The organism is Longimicrobium terrae, assembly GCF_014202995.1.
Classification (GTDB): Bacteria; Gemmatimonadota; Gemmatimonadetes; order Longimicrobiales; family Longimicrobiaceae; genus Longimicrobium; species Longimicrobium terrae.
This window is the reverse complement of the sequence record NZ_JACHIA010000009.1, coordinates 40,602-57,596: the sequence shown is the minus strand read 5'-3', so window position 1 is coordinate 57,596 and position 16,995 is coordinate 40,602. Positions and strand designations below refer to the sequence as shown.

The window sequence follows — 16,995 nt, the reverse complement described above, 5'->3', positions numbered from 1 at the left end:
GGATGAAGAGCTCTGTCGCACCGCCGCCGGGGCAGAGGCTCGGCGCTCTGCTCGCCGCCTGGGTGATGATGATCTTCGGCACGAGCGCCCTGGTCGCGTACTTCGGCCTCTCGCCCCGGCAGAACGCGCGCGGGGGCGGATTCCTTTCGTCCGTGTGGGGGATCGCCGACGAGATGGGCCCCGCGGTCAAGCTGCTGCTGATCGTCGTATTCGCGGCGGCGGTCACGCTGGGCGGCCGGGTGGGCGCGGGGACGACCGCGCGGCGGTACGCAATCAACACCGGCCTCGGTGTCTGCGCGATGCTGTTCACGCTCCTCATCATCCCGGCGCGGCTATCGCGCGGGTTCGGCGTGGGGCTCACCGGGGCTCGGCTGGATCCCGCCGTCCTCCCCGTCTACATCGCCGGGGCCGTCCTCGGCGCCATCGTTTACACGCGGTCGATGACTTCGCCCGGGACGACGGCGCGGTAGACGGCGGAGAGGACGAGCCGTCCCCGCCGCGCGACACCCGGTGATCCCCGCGCGGGACGCCGTCCGCCTCCGTCCATCAACCGGAACCGGCGGATTATCCGATGGATGGGGCGCGGAAGCACGGTCCGCGTGCTGGCACGAGGGATGCGCCGGGAACGGTGGTTTACGCCGGATTCCGCGCCCGCGCGCGTCCTGATTCAGCTTCCTGGCGGTGCGGCGCGTTGCCGTGCGCCCGCCAGTGCGTAGATTGTCCCGTGCGCCGTTCCGTCGCGCGGCCCCGATACTTTGCGGCAGCCCCGTTCCCCCTTCCGGGTACGAGGCGTGCCGCCGCATGTACTCCGCACCGACACCGGATGCCCGTTCCGCCGTTCTCCGCCCTCCGGTTCCGTCCGCGCGCCCTGCTGGCGCGGGCGGCCGCGCTGCTGTGCGCCGCCGCCGGCCTGGCCGCGTGCGCGGGCAACCAGGCCGGTCCCACCGGCCCGCTGCCGCAGTTTGCGCAGTACGAGGGGCAGGATGTGCGCTCGGTGGACTTCGAGGCCGACAGCCTGGTGGTCCCCGCGGATTCGCTGCGCAACGTCATCACCACGCAGCCCTCCCGCTGCCGCGCGCTGGGCGTGCTTCCTTTCTGCATCGGCAAGATCGGCAAGCAGGACTACAACCTGGACCTGGGCGTCCTGAGCCGCGACGTGGCGCGCATTCAGCTGGCGCACCGCGACGCGGGCTACTACGGCACCCGCGTGCTTCCGCTGGTGGACGAGGCGCCGGACGGCGTGAACGTCACCTTCCGCATCGAGCCGGGCGACCGCGTTACGCTCACCTCGCTGGCCGTGACCGGCGCGGACTCGCTGCCGGGGCTGGACCGCATCCGCGGCGCGCTTCCGCTCAAGGAGGGCGAGCCCTTCCGCCGCATCGACTTCCTCGCCTCCGTCGACACCGTCCGCAACTGGCTGCTCAACCAGGGCTACGCCTACGCGCAGGTGCTGCGGAACTACGAGATCGATACCATCGCCGACGTGGCGCAGGTGGAGCTGAACGCCGCGCCCGGCCCGCTGGTGGTGGTGGACAGCATCGCCATCGTGGGCCTGTACCGCCTGAGTCCGGAAACGGTGCGCCGGCAGATGGCCATCCGCACCGGCCGGCCGCTGCGCGCCACGGATCTGGTGCGCAGCCAGCGCAACCTGTTCGACCTGGAGCTGGTGAACTTCGCCGCGGTGGAGGTGGCGCCGGAGCGGCTGCAGGCCACCCCCGACAGCGCGGAACTGGACCGGGACAGCATCGGCAGCACCGTGCTGGTCCGCATCGTGGAGGCGCCGCGCTACGCCGTGGACGTGGCGGGGGGATACGCCACGCGCGACTGCTTCCGCGCGCAGGGCTCGCACCTGGACCGCAATTTTCTGGGCGGCGCGCGCCGGCTGGAGATTACCGGGCTGATCGCCAAGGTGGGTGTGGCCAGCCCCGTGGACGGGCTGGAAAAGAACCTGTGCCCGGCCTTCAACCCCGAGCGGCGGCAGACCGCGCAGGACTCGCTGATCGCCGACCAGATCAACTACCGCCTGGCCGCCAACTTCCTGCAGCCGCGCCTGTTCGGCACGCAGACCAGCGTGGTTGCCGGGCTGTTCACCGAACAGATCAGCGAGCTGGACCTGTACGTGCGCGACGCCACCGGCTCGCAGGTGGGCATCGTGCGGCAGATCGCCCCGCAGACGCTGGCCTCGCTCACGTTCGAGGTGCAGCGCGGCCGCACGCGGGCCAGCGACTACTTCTTCTGCATCGCCTTCGAGGTGTGCCGCCCCGGCGACATCCGCGCGCTGGAGCGCCCCCGCTGGTCCAACTCGGTGTCGCTGGGGCTGACGCAGAGCCGGGTGCGCATCGACCCGTTCCCCTCCGGCGGCCACCAGTTCCGCACCACGGTGGACTACGCCTCGCCCGCGCTGGGGTCCGACGACCAGTACCTGCGGCTGATGGCGGATGGCATCGCGCACCGCCGCCTGACCGGCAACCTGGTGCTTTCCGCGCGGCTGATGGCGGGAACCTTCCTTACCGGGCTGCTGAACGAGGAAACCGGGTACATTCCCCCGGAGCAGCGCTTCTACGGCGGCGGCCCCACCGGGGTGCGCGGCTTCCGCTTCAACGAACTCGGGCCCACGGTCTACGTGGTCCGTCCGCGGCGCACGGGGAGCGACGGCTTCGAGGTGGACACCATCTCGTCGTCCACCGGCGGCACCCGCAGCGTGCTGGGCAGCACGGAACTCACCTTTCCCATCCCCCTCCCCCTGCTGAACCGGCCGGCGCTGCGCGGCGCGGTGTTCCTGGACGCGGGGCAGGTGTGGGACACGCGCGACACCACGCTGGTGCGCCCGGGAATCCGCTTTACCCCGGGGGTGGGCGGCCGCTTTGCCACGCCCGTGGGCCCCATTCGCCTGGACGTGGGATACAACCCCTACAGCCGCGAGCCGGGCCCGCTGTACGGCATCAACGAGCGGGGCGAACTGCTCCCCACGCCGCTGCTGCGCCGCTACCAGCCGGATGACAAACCCGGCTTCCTGAAGCGGCTGACGCTGCAGATCTCCGTCGGAAACGCGCTGTGAGCGACGACATCGCTCCGGAGCTTCCGCCGCCGCCCCCTCGCCGCCGGGGCCGCGTTCCCGCCGCCGCCGCCGCGCCCGGCCCGCGCCGCCGCAAGGGCCGCGGGCTGGGGCGCATCGGCGTGCTGGTGCTGGGGCTGCTGCTGGGCTTTGCGCTCACCGCGTCGCTGCTGCTGTGGTACGTGAACCGCACCCGCACCCGCGTGGTGGAGGAGCAGGTGCGCGTGCGCCTGGGCCTGCCCGCGGACGCGTTCGAGCTGGAGAAGATCGAGGAAGACGGATCGCTCCGCGTGGTGCTGCGCCAGGTCGCCTTTCTCGACAAGGCCGGTGACACCATCGTCAGCGCACCGCTCGCGCGCGGCCGACTGATCGCCCGGACCATGACGGGAAAGGGCGCCATCGTCATCGACGACGTGGAGCTCATCCGCCCCAACGCGCGGCTGCTGCAGCGGGCGAACGGGGAGTGGAACTTCTTTGACATCATCAAGGCCGAAGCCGCCGGGCAGCCGCTGAACGCGCCCGGCGCCGAGGAAGAGGTGAGCCGTCCGCTCGACTTCCGCGGCATGCGCATCGTGGACGGCCGCGTGCGCATCGCCCGGCCGTACGTGGCGGGCCCGGCGCCCACGGGGCGGTTCGCGTCCACGAAGCAGCCGGAGCGCGCGCGCTTCGGCGGGCAGACGTACACCATCCACACGCTCACGGATGTGGACGCCACGCTGCCGCTGGTGCGCGTGGGGCCCAACGGCGGATGGCGGACGGAGATCACCTCCCTCACCGCCGCGGTCCGCAACCCCGACACGCGCATCCAGGCGTTCGCGGGGTGGATCCAGTCCGATCCCGACAAGACCATCCGCTTCGACATCACCCGCTTCCGCACCCCCCACTCGTCGTTCGACGGCGCGGGGCGGGTGCTGTTCGCGGATGCGGGGCCGGTGTTCGACCTGAACATCCGCGCCAACCCGCTGGGCTTCGCCGACCTGCAGGGGATGGGCTTTCCCGTCCCCGCCACCGGAACCGCGGCCTTCCGCCTGGCGGCGCGCACGCAGTCCGGCGGGCGCACGGTGTGGAACGTGTCCGACGCGCGCGTCGCCATCCTGGATTCCCGCGCGGCCGGCCGGCTGACCGTGATCACCGCGCCGGACCAGGAACTCCGCTTTACGGACACGCGCATTACGCTGGACCCGCTGCGCCTGCGGGACATGGAAACGCTGGGCTACGTGGATGAGCTGCCGCTGCTGGGCACCGTCCGCGGCGAGATCGCCAGCCTGGACGTGCTCAGCGCCGGCGAGGGCGGCCCGCTGCGGCTGGACCTGACGGCGGACCTCACCCCGCGCGACGCGCCGGGCGCCGAGCCGTCCGTCCTTGCCGCGGCGGGGCTGGTGCGCTTCCGTCCGGGCGCGGAGGAGCCGCTGCGCTTTCAGGACCTGCGCGTGGACGCCCGCCCCATCCGGCTGGAGCACCTGGCCACGCTCAGCGACACGGTCAACCCGCTGCTGCGCGGGCTGATCACCGGCGGCGCCACGATCTCCGGTTCCCCCGCGAACCTGCGCATCGAGGGCGGCGAGCTGGTCTACAAGGTGGGCGACGCGCCGGAGACGGTGCTGGCCGGCCTGTCGGGCACGGTGCGCAACGGGGAGGTGCTGCAGTACGAGCTTCGCGCCCGCGCCCAGCCGCTGGCCCTGGCCACGCTGACGGAGCTGTTCCCCTCGCTCCCCTTCCGCCGGGCGACGCTGGCGGGTCCCATCTCCGTTTCCGGCAACGGCGACGACGTGCGGTTCGACATGGACCTGCAGGGCTCGGCGGGCGGCATCGCCATGGCCGGCTCGGTGCGCATGGGCGAGCCGATGCGCTTTGACGTGCAGGGCCGGCTGGAGGCGTTCCGCGCCGCCACGCTGGTGACGGGAAACATTCCCATGGACGGGCCGCTGTCGGGTACGTTCAGCGCCCGCGGCACCACGGAGGACCTGCGCTTTGCCGTGGACATGCGGCAGGGCGCCAACGGCAGCTTTGCGCTGGGCGGCACCGTGCGCCGCCCCGGCGGCACGGGATCGCCCCAGTTCGACGTCGCGGGGCGGGTGAACGAGTTCCGCATTGGCGCGCTGATCGGCCGGCCGGGGCTGCTCCCGGGCCCGGTGAGCGGCCCCATCGCCGTGTCCGGCGGCGGGCGCCAGCCGTACCGCTTCGACGTGGCGCTCACGGGGCAGATGGGCGGCGTGGACGTGCGCGGCACCTTTGCCCCCGGCGACGTGCCCGAGTACGCCGTCACCGGCAGCGTGCGCAACCTGGACCTGAGCGGGCTTCCCGGCTTTACCGACCTTCCCGGCACCCGGCTGACGGGGAACCTGGCGGTGGACGGCCGCGGCACCACGCCGGAAACCTTTGCCGGCCGCGTGGCCTTCACCACGCTGCCGGGAACGACGGTCGGCGGGGTGACGGTGGAGCGCGGCGTCGTGCGCGTCGTTTCCGAGGCGGGCGTGCTGCGGGTGGATACGATGTCGCTCGCCGTGCGCGGAGTGCGGCTGGAAGCCAGCGGCCAGCTGGGACTGACGAACGCCGCGCCGGAGCCGCTGCGCTTTACGCTGGACGCGCCCAACCTGGGCGTGCTGGCCGCGTTCATCCCCCCGCCGGGGGCGTTTGAGCCAGCCATCAGCGGATCGCTGCAGGCCAGCGGCTGGGTGCAGGGCACGCTGCGCTACCCGGAGATCGCGGCCGCGGTGCGCGGCGCGGGGATCCAGTACCAGGGCTACCGCGCGGAGCAGCTGGCCGGCAACGTGAACCTGGCCAAGGGCTCCACGGTGTGGACGGGCAACGTGGCGCTCAATGGGCAGGGCCTGACCGTGGGCGGCGACACCTACCGCTCGCTGGAACTGCAGGCCAACCTGACGCCGGATGCCGCCACCTTCGGCGTGGACCTGCGCCGGGACGAGAACACGGACCTGCACGCTTCCGGCGCGCTGGAGCTGCAGGGGTTGTCCGTCAACGCCGTGGTGCTGCGCGAATTGAACCTGCGGCTGCGCGACGTGCAGTGGGCGCTGGCGGTTCCGCAGGCGCGCCTGGCCATGCTGGAGGGCGGCGGCTACCGGGTGGAGAACCTGCGGCTGCAGCGCTCCGGCGCGGCCACCGGCTTCATCGAGGCCAACGGCACCCTCCCCGCCACGGGGACGGCGGACCTGATGATCCGCGTGGCCGGGGTGGACCTGGCGGAGCTGCGGCAGCTGGCGCCCGCCATGCCGGACGTGGCGGGAATCGTCACGCTGAACGCCGCGGTCACCGGCCCGGTGGAGCGGCCGCGGGTGCTGCTGGACGGACTGGTGGAGGGCTTGGCCTTTGGCGGGCTGAAGACGGACTCGCTGGCGCTCAACGGCGAATACGCGGACCGCGCCATGCAGCTGCGCGCCACCGTGCGCCTGGACGGCCGCAGCATTCTGAGCGCGGACGCCACGGTCCCCATGACGCTCACCCTGGGCGGGCTGGTTCCCGGGTTCGAGCTGCTGAGGACGGAGCCGCTGCGCGCCACGCTGACGGCGGACTCGCTCCCCATGCAGCTGGTGGCGGGCGCGCTGCCCACCATGCTGGAGAACGGCGTGGGGCAGGCGTACGCGCAGGTGAACGTGTCCGGGACGCTGGATGATCCCACGGTGGCGGGAACGGCGACGCTGGCCGGCGCCGCGGTGACGGTGGTGCCGCTGGGCGTGCGGTGGGAGAACATGGCCGCCACGGTGCACCTGCAGGGCGACCAGATCACCGTCGACAGCGCGGTGGCGTACACCGGCGGCGACGGCTCGGTGCGGGTGACCGGCGCCGTGGTGCTGGACCAGCCGGGGCGCCCGTCCATCGACCTGGAGATCAGGGCCAACAACTTCCAGGCGGCGGACCGCGACGACCTCGCCTCGCTGCAGGTGAACGCGGGGCTGCGCATCGGCGGGCGGCTGCCGCGGGCGGACCTGTCGGGCGCGGTGGAGATCCAGGACGGCGTCATCTACATCCCGGAAACGGGCGCGCCCACGGAAGCCGACATCGTGGACGTGGACGTGGGCGAGCTGGGCGCCGACACCGTGTCCGCGGGCGTCGCCACGGCGGCGGGCATCGTGGGCATGCTGGTGCCCAACAACCTGGAAGTGTCCATCGGCGAAAACGTGCGGCTGCAGTCCAGCGAACTGAGCGTGTACGTGGCCACCGAGCGGCCGCTGGTGCTGTACGAGGGCGGCGGCCTGCCTCGCGTGTTCGGCGACGTGCAGACGCTGCGCGGCACCTACACGCTCAGCGTGGGCCCCATCCAGCGCGACTTTGAGATCAGCGAGGGGAGCGTGCAGTTCACCGGCACGCCGGAATTGAACCCGCGGCTGGACGTGAACGCCGTGCACCAGGTTCGCGGAAGCGATCCCGGCGCCGAGAACCTGGCGGTCAACATCCACCTGGGCGGCACGCTGCAGGCGCCCACCATCGCGCTCAGCAGCAACACGCGCCCGCCGCTGCCGGAGTCGGAGCTGCTGAGCCTGCTGCTGTTCGGGCGGCGCAGCGCGGACCTGGCCAGCCTCCCCTCGGAGTTCACGCAGGGAGTGATCTTGGAGCAGCTGCTGGGCGGTGTGATCACCAACCAGCTGGAGCAGGTCTTCACGCAACTGGGCTTTTTTGATTACGTGCGGCTGCGCGCGCGGCCCACCGGCGTGGGCTTCGGCGGCGGGGTGACGGCCATCAGCAGCGACATCCTGGCCTTTGCCTCGGTGGAAGCGGGCAAGCAGCTGTTCGAGGACTTCTACGTGGTGCTGGAGATCGCCAACATCTTCAGCGAGCCGCGGCCGGGCGCGTCGTTCGAGTACCAGGCCAGCCGCAGCTGGGCCATCCGCGGCGCCTTTGAGCCGGTGCGGCGCGATCCGCTGCTGCTGAACCTGCAGCGCCGTGCCTACCAGTTTTCGCTGGAGGCCCGCCGCCGGTGGGAGTACGGCCGGCCCAAGGTGACGGACGCGGACGTGCTGGAGAACATCGAGCCGCCGGCCCCCGACGTGCCCGCGCCGGGGCAGATGAGCACGCCGACGGGCGCGCCGCCGCCCCTGCCGCCGGACCCGTCGCCGGATTAGAGGAAGAGGGCGCCTCCGCAGCCGCGGAGGCGCCCTCTTTCGTTCATCGAACCCCCGAACTGATCATCTCACGCAGAGCAGCAGAGCAGCAGAGCAGCAGAGCAGCAGAGCAGCAGAGCAGCAGAGCAGCAGAGCAGGGCAGCAGATCAACACATCCGTGGGATCGAGAACCCGCGAAGCAGGCGAGGGCCGGTCCGGCGGTTGAAACCGCACCTCGAAAAACACGAAGTCCGCCTCCGCGGACTGCGGCGGGGCGGGTGTGGGTTCTCCCCTCTCCGTGCGTCTGTTTGCACGGGGAGGGGCCGGGGGAGGGGCCTCACAGCCCGCGGCGAGCAGAGACCCTCCCCCACGCGTCCCCGAATCCGTTCTCTGCTGCTCTGCTGCTCTGCGTGATGCCTTCTGTTCAGCGGATCAGTAGAACGGCCGCTCCTTGGCGTTGGCGCGTGAAAGCGGGACCACGATGCTGTCCTGGTCTTCCGGCATCTTGACGCGGATGTTCCACTCCAGCGTGCTTCCCGGCAGCACGTACGAGGCATACACCCAGTAGGTGCCCGCCTCGGCGGGGACGGCGGCGCGGCCCGTCTTGTCGGTGGTGTCGGCGACGGCGGGAACGCCCAGTTCGGCCCCCTTGTTCTTGGCCAGGCTGTCGAACGGCGCGAAAACCTCGTCGCGCCACGCGCGCCGGCGCCCGCGAATGCTGTCGATCCGGGCCTGAATCTGCCGCTTCTGCAGCGCCGCCATGCGCGCCACAGAGTCGCCGGAAGCCGGGGGCGCCGCGTTCAGGCGTTGGAGTTGCTGTAGGAGTTCAGCGGGGATGGTGGGCTCGGTGGTATCCGACGCCTTCTCCAGTGAATCCATCAGGGCAACCCGGTCGTAGGGAAGCAGATAGACGGGCATGTCCGCCACCGGCTCGCCCCCTTCGGCCAGGTTGGCGCGAACGACTACCCTGGAATCGCTGCATCCGGCGGCGGTCAGGCTCACGGCCACAAACAGCAGCGTGCGTTTCATCCACGATCTCCCGGGCGGCTCGGAACGGGTTTGCGGTACGGCGAAGGCCGGGAACGCCCTGGTGGCGCCCCGGCAACCCCGCCGTCCGCAAGCGGCGCGCCGAATTCTCCTGCTGGCGCTTGTCCTGGCCGCGGTGCCCCTCGGGGCGCAGCCCAGGTACCCCAGGCCGGTGGGCTACGTAAACGACTTCGCCAACGTCATTCCGCCCGCGGATGAGACCGCCATCGGGCAGGTGATTGAGGAAGTGCGGCAGAAGTCCGGCGGCGAAATCGTCGTCGTCACTCTGCCCTCGCTGGACGGCCGGCCCGCCAGCGAGGTGGCGCGGGAACTGGGCCGCGAGTGGCAGATCGGCAAGGCCGGGCAGCCGGGCGACCGGGCGCGCAACACCGGCGCGGTGGTGCTGGTTTCCATGAACGACCGCAAGTGGCGGGTGGAAACGGGAATCGGCACCAATACCTTCATCACGGCGGCGGAAACCGGGCGCATCGGCCGCGACCTGCTGGTGCCGCAGCTGGCGGCCGGCAACCCGGGGCGCGGAATCCTGCTTGCGGTGAGCGCCCTGGCCGACGAGTATGCGCGCAACTTCGGCTTCGAGCGCACCGGCGGAACCGCGGTGGCGCCGCAGAACGATCCGCGCGCGGACCCGGGTGCGCAGCGGGGCCGGCGTGGAGGCGGGGGCGGCAACGGCTTCTTCATCATCCTCGTCATCATCGTCATCATTCTGATGATGAGGGGCGGCGGCGGGGGCGGTGGCCGGCGCCGGCGCGGATACGGCGGGCCCGTCATCATCCCCTTCCCCATTGGAGGCGGCGGTGGATGGGGTGGCGGCGGATGGGGCGGGGGAGGCGGAGGCGGGGGTGGTGGTTTCGGCGGGTTCGGAGGTGGGGGTGGATTCGGGGGCGGCGGATCGGGAGGAGACTGGTGACGCGAGACGCGGGACAGATGCCGGAAGAGCTGGAGCGGGCGCAGCGCTTTGCCTGGGACATGGAGTCGCTGTACGGCGACGATCTGGTAAGCGTGGTGCTGTACGGCTCGGCCGCGCGGGGCGAGTACCGCCGCGGCGCCTCGGACCTCAACGTGATGGTGCTGGTGAGGGAGCTGACCCCCGCGGCGCTGCGCCGGGCCGGGCAGCGCGCGCGCGACTGGGTGGCGCAGGGCAATCCCACGCCGCTCATGCTGTCGCACGACGAGTGGCTGCGCTCGGCGGACGTGTTCGCCATCGAGGTGGCGGACATGCGCGAGGCGTATCACGTGCTGGCCGGCGCGGACCCGTTCGCCGGGATCACGGTGGACCCGGCGGACCTGCGCCTGCAGTGCGAAAAGGAGTTGAAGGGCAAGCAGATTCTGCTGCGGGAACAGTACCTGCTTTTCGCCGGGGAGCCGGCGGAGCTGGGCGGGCTGCTGGTCCGTTCGTTTTCCACCTTTCTGGTGCTGTTCCGCACCGTGCTTCGCCTGAGCGGCGAGGCCGGCGTGCGCGACGCCGAAGAGGTGGTGCTGAAGGTGGCGGCCCGGGCGGGGTTCAACCCGGGGGCGCTGCTGGAGGTGCACCGCGCGCGGGCCTCGGGCCAGCCTCCACGGCCCACGGCGGACTCGCCGCTGGCCGTGGGGTACCTGGACGCTGTGGACCGCGTGGTGACCTACGTGGACCGCCTGGTGCGCGAGGGAGGCGCACAGGCATGAGCATGATCCTTCATCCTGTTCTGGAGATGACCAAGATGCGCATTACCCGGAGCGTGATTGCGTTCACACTGGCGCTTTCGCTGGGCGGATGCGGCTACAACCGCATCCAGGAACTGGACGAGGCCGCCGAACGCTCCAAGAGCGACATCGGCGTGGCGCTGCAGAACCGCAACCAGCTGATTCCCAACCTGGTGGCCACCGTCAAGGGCGCGGCCGAGTTTGAGCGGGGCACGTACACTGACGTGGCCAAGGCGCGGGCCGGGCAGAGCGTGGCCGCCGCCGAGCAGCAGCTGGCGCAGACGCAGCAGCAGCTGAACCAGGCGGTGCAGAGCCGCGACGTGGCGCAGATGCAGAAGGCCGACGACGCGGTCCGCGCGCAGATCGGCACCTTCATCAACGTGGCGCGCGAGGCGTACCCCAACCTGTCGGCCACCAAGAACTTCCAGGGGCTGCAGGACCAGCTGGCGGAGAGCGAAAACAAGATCGCCGTGGCCCGGCAGGACTACAACCAGTCGGTGCAGCAGTACAACACGTACATCCGCTCGTTTCCGCAGGTGATTACCGCGCGGGCGAGCGGGGCCAAGCGCAAGGAGCCGTACCAGGCCCCCGCGAACGCCGAGCAGGCGCCCAACGTGGACTTCGGCGCAGGCAAGTAGGTTCGCCTCACGGCGGATAACGGGAGCGGGGCCGCGGATCATCCGCGGCCCCGCTCTTTGTTTCGCCCCCCGGCCCCAAGCGGGTCTCCGGTGATGCGGGCAAGGCGCCGCCTGACGATTTCACCCGTCGCACGGCGGATGAGAAACGATAGTCCCGGTCTGCCCGCGATCCGATGGGGCCACGCGCGTAACTTCGTTTTTGGGCGGGGATGCGCGCTTGCAAAAAGCCGATTATCGTTGATGCAAGCTGTTGTCGATACCCGTGCCGGAGCGGAGAATGAATCTTTCCCCACAGCAGGTCCAGGACGAGGCGCTAGCCATGTCTCCCGGTCATCGCCTGCACCTCATGCTCATCCTGTCCGCCAGTCTGGATGATGAGGAGGACGACGAGCTTCTGGACGATCCCGAGTGGCCGGCGGAACTCGCACGGCACATCGCGCGGGCCGAGGCAGAGATGGCGGAAGCCCGTGCGGCCGCGATGGCGGATGCCGCGCAGAGCGATCAGGCCGCTTCCGGCGATGCAGAGACAGAAGAAGCTCTGGAAGCTGAGCGAGCCTGGGCGGAGGAGATCCGCACCCGTGTGGATGATTATCGTTCGGGGCGAGTTCAGCTTGTGCCGTCCGATGAAGTATTCACCCGGCTTCGGGATCAGTTGACGTGAGTGCGCCCTGAACTGTCCGTCACCTGTACTGGAGCGATGATGAAACACATTCCGGAACAGCGTGAAGAGGAGGCACTCGCGCCTTCCTCCATCGATCGTCCGCCACTCGGGCTCCGTTGTCAGCGAGCCAAGGCGACGCCGGCAGCGGCGAGGAGGACGATCGTGCGTGGGATGCCGAGCTGCTGCGGCGTGTGACCGAAATCCGGAACGGAACGGCTGAAACGTTCAGCGCGGAATCCGTGTTCGCCGAAGCCGAGCAGCGTTTCGGGTGACCGCGCGGTGCTTCATGGCCCTCTCGCCTGTCACAGCCGGAAGCCGGGCTGTTGGGCCAGGCGCCTGACGCGGTAATCCGGCGAATCCGGCGGTTCCATCATCCGCGTAATCTCGCCGGGTGGGATGCGCTCTTCCGAGGGGGCCATTATCCTTCGCGCGGAAGCGGCTTGATGTTCCTTGTTCCAGAGCGGATGAATGACAGACTCTCCGAATCCCGAGTACAATCCCCTGGCGCTCTCGCCAGAAGAGAGGCGGCAGCTTGCGCAGGCATTTTCCGCCCGCATGGACGAGGAGGACGGCGCCGCGTCCGACGACCGCGCATGGAAGGAAGAACTGCTGCGCCGCGTGACCGAGATGCGCAACGGAACGGCGGAAACCATGAGCGCGGACGAGGCATTCGCTCAGGCGCAGAGGATGTTCGGGGAGGGCGGGGCGCCGTCCGCGGCACCGGCGGCCGAGGCTCCGGAAGATGTGGAGGCGGCGTGGGCGGAGGAGATCCGCGCGCGGATGGCGGACTACATGGCCGGACGCACGCCGGCATCGTCCGCGGATGAGGTGTTCGCCAAGCTGCGCGCACACCGCGGGTCCGGTTCCTCGTAGAAACGGAAATCCCGGATGAGCTGGGCTCCGTCCGGGATTCCTGTCCAGCCTGTCATCGCGGAACTCAGCCGCCCGACTCTTCTTCCACGAACGGGCCCAGGTACACGACCACGGGGTCGCCCATGGCGCGGGCAGCGGCGCGCAGGCGGTCCGGGGTGAGCGCGTCGGCGTCGCTGATCGTGGTGGTGGGCAGGCCGAGCATGGTGCGGCGCGCCAGGGTGCGCGCGCGCGCCTCGGGCGATTCCAGCTCCAGCAGCCGCTCGCCGCGAAAGCGCCGCAGCCGGTCGGCAAAGATGGGTCCGGACAGCGGCTCCTCCGCGTAGGCGGACACCGCCTGGGCCAGCCGGCCGGCCCATTCCTCCGCCTCGTTGGGCGGCACCACCAGATCCATCCGCAGTTCCCCGCCGCCCGCGTGGCGCACCACCTCCGCGCGCGCGTCGTACACCTGCGGGCGCTGCACGCCGAACGACACCCGCTCCAGCGCCAGCCGGCTCAGCAGGCGGATGGCCTCCTCATCCGCGTCCGCGGTGAAGGGATACGTCGCGGACACCCACGCCGTGATCGCCTGATACGTCTGGCGGACCGGCTCCGTGGCCGGCGAAGGCGCGTCGATCTCCGTCGTCCGCAGCGGCCCGGGCTCCATGAACGCGGCCAGTGCCTCGCCCGCGCCGCGCTCCACCGGGCCCACGATGGCGACCACCGCGCGGTCCGCCGTGAATCCGCTGCGCAGAAAGGCGTCTACCTCGCTGGGGCGCAGGCGGCGGACGGACGCGGCGGTGCCCACGGCCGGGTGTCCCCACGGATGATCTTCGCCGAACACGGCCTTATCGACCTCGCGGGCCAGCGCGTCCGCGGGGCTCCCCTCGCGCGCGGCCAGTTCCGCCGCGGTGGCCGTGCGCTGGCGGACGGTGGCCACGCTGTCCACCGGATCGCGAAAGAGCGCCACCAGCAGCGTGCGCGTCGCTTCCTCCCAGGTGTCGGGCGCGGCGATGACGGTAAAGGAGACGGCGTCCTTCTGCTGCTCCACCGTAAGCCGCGCCTCCAGCGAGTCCAGAATGGGGAGGATGGGCGCGGTGACGCTGCGCGCGGTCAGGTAGGTGATCCCCTCTTTGCCCGCCGCCTCGTCGGCGGGGCCCACGGCGATCAGCACCTCCGCCGCCACCACGGGCGTGCCCGGCTCCGGCCGCACGATCACGCGCGTCTGCGCCGCCGCGGGGGCCGCGGCGGCGATCATCATCAACACGAACCACGTGCGGCGCATCACGTTCCCCTCCGCAGCCGCTGGGCGGGAACGTCCACCGCCACCACGTCCTGCGCGCGCAGGGCGGCCAGCACGGCGCGTACGTCATCCGCCGTCACCTGCTCCACCGCGGCAAAGAACCGCTGCGGCGCGTCCGCCGGCAGCCCGCGGTCGCCGAACGCGCCCAGCACCTCGGCCATGCGCTCCGGCGTGCGGGCAAAGAACAGCATCTCGCGCCGCACGCCCGCGGCGGCGTCGCGCACGGCGGCGTCGTCCACCGCGGCGGCCACCGTGGCCAGCGCCGCGTCCGCGCTGCGCCGCGCGACGGGAACCAGAGAATCCGGCGTGGCGAGCACGAGCGCCACGGCCTGACCGTCGTGCGTCCACCAGTGCTCCACGTCCACCGACGAGCGCGTCATGCGGCGCCGCAGCTGCGTGCGGATCAGCCGCGTGGTGACGGTCACCGCCGCGGGATCCAGCTCCGACGCGTTCCATCCCCGCGCCAGCCACCCGCGCGTGGCCTGCGGCGTATCCGCGGCAAGCGCGCGCACGGTGTCGGCAAAGGCCTCCAGCGGCTGCGGGGAGCCCGCGGTCACGTCGCGGAATGCGCGGCGCACCTCATCGATCTGCACGTCTCCCACGGCCACGATGGACACGCGGTCGGGCCGGTACATGGCCCCCCACACGTCCTCCAGCCGCGCCACCGCCAGCCGCGCGGCGGACGTTTCCGTCCCCGCCGCCGACAGGTCCTGCGGAAAGAGCCGGGCCCGCAGCGCGCCGCGGATGTAGCTGGCCGCCACCTCGCGTTCGGAGCCGCGCTCCTCGTTCAGCGCGGCCATGGCGGACAGCAGCTCCGGCGTGGCGGGCGTGGGCGCGGCGAGCGTGGCCTGCAGCGCCTCGGCCAGGTAGGCCAGCTCCGATGCGGGGCCCACGACGGTGTAGACCACGGCGTCGGAGGTGCGCTCGGCCTGCACGCGGCCGCCCACGCGCGCGACGCGGTCTTCCAGACGCGGCAGGTGCAGGTGCTGCATCAGGTGCCCGGCGCCGGCGTACCCGGGCGGATCATCGGCCAGCACCGACAGCCGCAGCGCCACGATGGGCAGCGCGGGCTGGCGGTGAACGACCACGGCCGGCATGGCGGCCGGGCGCGGCGGCGGAACGCTGTCGGCCACGGCCAGCCCCAGCGCGAGTAGCAAGTTCAACATGGTGCCTCAGATAGGACAAAGGAGCGCCCCTGGCAAGGGACGCTCCTTATCATCGTGCGTGCCGTGGGATGCGCGGATCAGGGAAGCGCGTCGCCGATCACGAAGTTCATGGGGTCCACCTGCTGGCCGTTCACTTCCACTTCGTAGTGCAGGTGCGGCCCGCTGGTGAGCCCGGTGTTGCCCACGTCGGCGATCAGCTGCCCGCGCTCCACCGACTCGCCGGTGTGCACCCGCAGACGCGAAGCGTGTGCGTAGCGGGTGATGTAGCCGTACCCGTGGTCGATCTCCACCATGTTGCCGTAGCCGTTGCTGCGGTTGCCGGCAAAGACGACGCGGCCGCGGGCGGGCGCCAGAATCGGCTGCCCGATGCGCGCGGCGATGTCGATGCCCTTGTGAGGGCGGGTGATGCGGAGAACCGGGTGGTAGCGGCCGCTGCTGAAGAGCGACGAGAGGTGGCCGTTGGTGGGAAGGATGGTGGGCGTGCTGGCCATGCGCTGCTGGTTGCGCTGAATCTGCGTCATCGCCTCGTCCATGCTGCTGCGCAGCAGCGCGGCGCGGCGCACCAGCCCGCCCAGATCCTCGGACGTCGCCTCGACCTTGCGGCCCACGCGCGGGTTCAGCTTGGCCAGCGCCGCCGTCGCGCGGTCCCCGAACCCGGGCCCGCCCACGCCGGCCTTGCGAACATCCGCGTCGATCTCCGGCAGCCCGGCCACGACGCGCACCTGCTCGTCCTTTTCCGTCAGCGCGGCGATGGAGCGGTCCAGCGCTTCCATCTGCCGCCGCATCTGGTCCACCTCGGTGGCCAGCAGGTGGTTTTCCTGCCGGAGGCTGGCGTTCTGTACGTGGTGCGACTGCTTGACGAAGAAGGCGATGGAGAAGGTGCCCATCAGGGTGGCGGCCACGAGGGCGGCCCCGGCGACGTTGCGGATGCTGCGGCTCGACACCTGGAACGAGCGGACCCGTTCGTTGTCGTGCGGCACCAGCATCAGCGTCCAGCGGGAATGCGGCATGAGTACAACAATATTCTGGTGACGGAAACACGCGGGGGAGCGGCACCCGCGCGCCGGATCAGAGTCCACGGTGATGTGGGAAGGATCGGAAGGTAGGACGGGCACGCCGGGGTGTCAAGCAAACGGATGCATCCCAAGCGCTTACCTTTCGAAGGCCGGCGAGGATTCCTTCTTTTGATCTCCGTGTTTTCCGGTTTGAAGGTCCGGACGTGCACCATGTGTTCCCGAACCGGGCATTTGTCCTTAGTCGTTGCCCTGAATGGACTTGGCGAATTGGAGACCCGGCGGGCGCACGTCCGCGGCGGTGCAGTGTGCAATCAATCGTGCAGAAACTGCATCCGTAGCAGGCGCGTGTCACCGTTTCACAACCGTAGCATTCCGGGGATGACGGGTGAGGATGGATCCGACGCGGTTCCGGGCCTCGCCGGGGCTCTCCGCGATGGCGGGAGAGGTGTGCCGCGGACGCGCGGAGGCGAGCAACCCGCACCGCATGCGGGTGAGAACTTTCCGAGGTGTCGCGGCGGACTCC

At 70.9% G+C, this 16,995-nt stretch carries 12 protein-coding genes; 8 read left to right on the top strand and 4 right to left on the bottom strand.

Translation table 11 applies throughout. From position 1 onward, the window contains the following. Window positions 1-2: 2 nt before the first annotated feature. The 3 genes from HNQ61_RS15400 (at window position 3) to HNQ61_RS29600 (ending at window position 8,133) form a co-directional block, all read left to right on the top strand. On the top strand, window positions 3-470 hold the full coding sequence (locus tag HNQ61_RS15400; protein ID WP_170034976.1) for a hypothetical protein: 468 nt from the start codon (window positions 3-5) through the stop codon (window positions 468-470). Between the two features lie 353 nt (window positions 471-823). Continuing rightward, complete coding sequence (locus tag HNQ61_RS15395; protein WP_170034977.1) at window positions 824-3,058, top strand: BamA/OMP85 family outer membrane protein; 2,235 nt, start codon at window positions 824-826, stop codon at window positions 3,056-3,058. Beyond that, a complete protein-coding gene (locus HNQ61_RS29600; protein WP_170034978.1) occupies window positions 3,055-8,133 on the top strand; it encodes a translocation/assembly module TamB domain-containing protein in 5,079 nt (1,692 codons plus the stop codon). The genes HNQ61_RS15395 and HNQ61_RS29600 overlap by 4 nt, the downstream gene beginning before the upstream one ends. 411 nt (window positions 8,134-8,544) lie before the next feature. On the opposite strand, the gene HNQ61_RS15385 is transcribed toward HNQ61_RS29600, so the two are convergent. Next, complete coding sequence (locus HNQ61_RS15385) at window positions 8,545-9,141, bottom strand: hypothetical protein (RefSeq protein WP_170034979.1); 597 nt, start codon at window positions 9,139-9,141, stop codon at window positions 8,545-8,547. A gap of 169 nt (window positions 9,142-9,310) precedes the next feature. Between HNQ61_RS15385 and HNQ61_RS15380 the strand changes: the two genes are divergently transcribed. The 5 genes from HNQ61_RS15380 (at window position 9,311) to HNQ61_RS15355 (ending at window position 13,011) form a co-directional block, all read left to right on the top strand. Further along, window positions 9,311-10,066, top strand: coding sequence for a TPM domain-containing protein (locus HNQ61_RS15380; RefSeq protein WP_183685707.1), 756 nt, complete (start codon window positions 9,311-9,313; stop codon window positions 10,064-10,066). Further along, a complete protein-coding gene (locus tag HNQ61_RS15375; protein ID WP_170034980.1) occupies window positions 10,063-10,821 on the top strand; it encodes a nucleotidyltransferase domain-containing protein in 759 nt (252 codons plus the stop codon). The genes HNQ61_RS15380 and HNQ61_RS15375 overlap by 4 nt, the downstream gene beginning before the upstream one ends. After that, the gene (locus HNQ61_RS15370) at window positions 10,818-11,477 is read left to right on the top strand and encodes a LemA family protein (protein ID WP_170034981.1); all 660 of its coding nucleotides are present in this window, start codon (window positions 10,818-10,820) and stop codon (window positions 11,475-11,477) included. The genes HNQ61_RS15375 and HNQ61_RS15370 overlap by 4 nt, the downstream gene beginning before the upstream one ends. Before the next feature lie 277 nt (window positions 11,478-11,754). Continuing rightward, the gene (locus HNQ61_RS15365; RefSeq protein WP_170034982.1) at window positions 11,755-12,138 is read left to right on the top strand and encodes an addiction module protein; all 384 of its coding nucleotides are present in this window, start codon (window positions 11,755-11,757) and stop codon (window positions 12,136-12,138) included. Window positions 12,139-12,606: 468 nt separating this feature from the next. Continuing rightward, window positions 12,607-13,011 carry an addiction module protein gene (locus tag HNQ61_RS15355; protein ID WP_170034984.1) on the top strand — a complete coding sequence of 135 codons (405 nt, stop codon included), beginning with the start codon at window positions 12,607-12,609 and terminating at the stop codon, window positions 13,009-13,011. Between the two features lie 64 nt (window positions 13,012-13,075). On the opposite strand, the gene HNQ61_RS15350 is transcribed toward HNQ61_RS15355, so the two are convergent. The 3 genes from HNQ61_RS15350 to HNQ61_RS15340 all read right to left on the bottom strand — a co-directional run bounded on the left by HNQ61_RS15350 (window position 13,076) and on the right by HNQ61_RS15340 (window position 16,466). Beyond that, entirely contained in the window at window positions 13,076-14,272 is a 1,197-nt protein-coding gene (locus HNQ61_RS15350; protein ID WP_170034985.1) for a M16 family metallopeptidase, read from the bottom strand. Next, a complete protein-coding gene (locus tag HNQ61_RS15345) occupies window positions 14,272-15,456 on the bottom strand; it encodes a peptidase M16 family protein (protein ID WP_170034986.1) in 1,185 nt (394 codons plus the stop codon). Before HNQ61_RS15345 ends, HNQ61_RS15350 begins: the two co-directional genes overlap by 1 nt. Window positions 15,457-15,533: 77 nt before the next feature. Beyond that, entirely contained in the window at window positions 15,534-16,466 is a 933-nt protein-coding gene (locus tag HNQ61_RS15340) for a M23 family metallopeptidase (protein WP_170034987.1), read from the bottom strand. Between the last annotated feature and the right edge of the window lie 529 nt (window positions 16,467-16,995).

Bases quoted from the DNA above. Each gene is read 5' to 3' on its own strand.
- HNQ61_RS15340 (WP_170034987.1), bottom strand. From the start codon at position 16,466: ATGCCGCATTCCCGCTGGACGCTGATGCTGGTGCCGCACGACAACGAA.
- HNQ61_RS15370 (WP_170034981.1), top strand. From the start codon at position 10,818: ATGAGCATGATCCTTCATCCTGTTCTGGAGATGACCAAGATGCGCATT.
- HNQ61_RS15385 (WP_170034979.1), bottom strand. From the start codon at position 9,141: ATGAAACGCACGCTGCTGTTTGTGGCCGTGAGCCTGACCGCCGCCGGA.
- HNQ61_RS15365 (WP_170034982.1), top strand. From the start codon at position 11,755: ATGAATCTTTCCCCACAGCAGGTCCAGGACGAGGCGCTAGCCATGTCT.
- HNQ61_RS15400 (WP_170034976.1), top strand. From the start codon at position 3: ATGAAGAGCTCTGTCGCACCGCCGCCGGGGCAGAGGCTCGGCGCTCTG.
- HNQ61_RS15350 (WP_170034985.1), bottom strand. From the start codon at position 14,272: ATGCGCCGCACGTGGTTCGTGTTGATGATGATCGCCGCCGCGGCCCCC.
- HNQ61_RS15345 (WP_170034986.1), bottom strand. From the start codon at position 15,456: ATGTTGAACTTGCTACTCGCGCTGGGGCTGGCCGTGGCCGACAGCGTT.
- HNQ61_RS15395 (WP_170034977.1), top strand. From the start codon at position 824: ATGCCCGTTCCGCCGTTCTCCGCCCTCCGGTTCCGTCCGCGCGCCCTG.
- HNQ61_RS15355 (WP_170034984.1), top strand. From the start codon at position 12,607: ATGACAGACTCTCCGAATCCCGAGTACAATCCCCTGGCGCTCTCGCCA.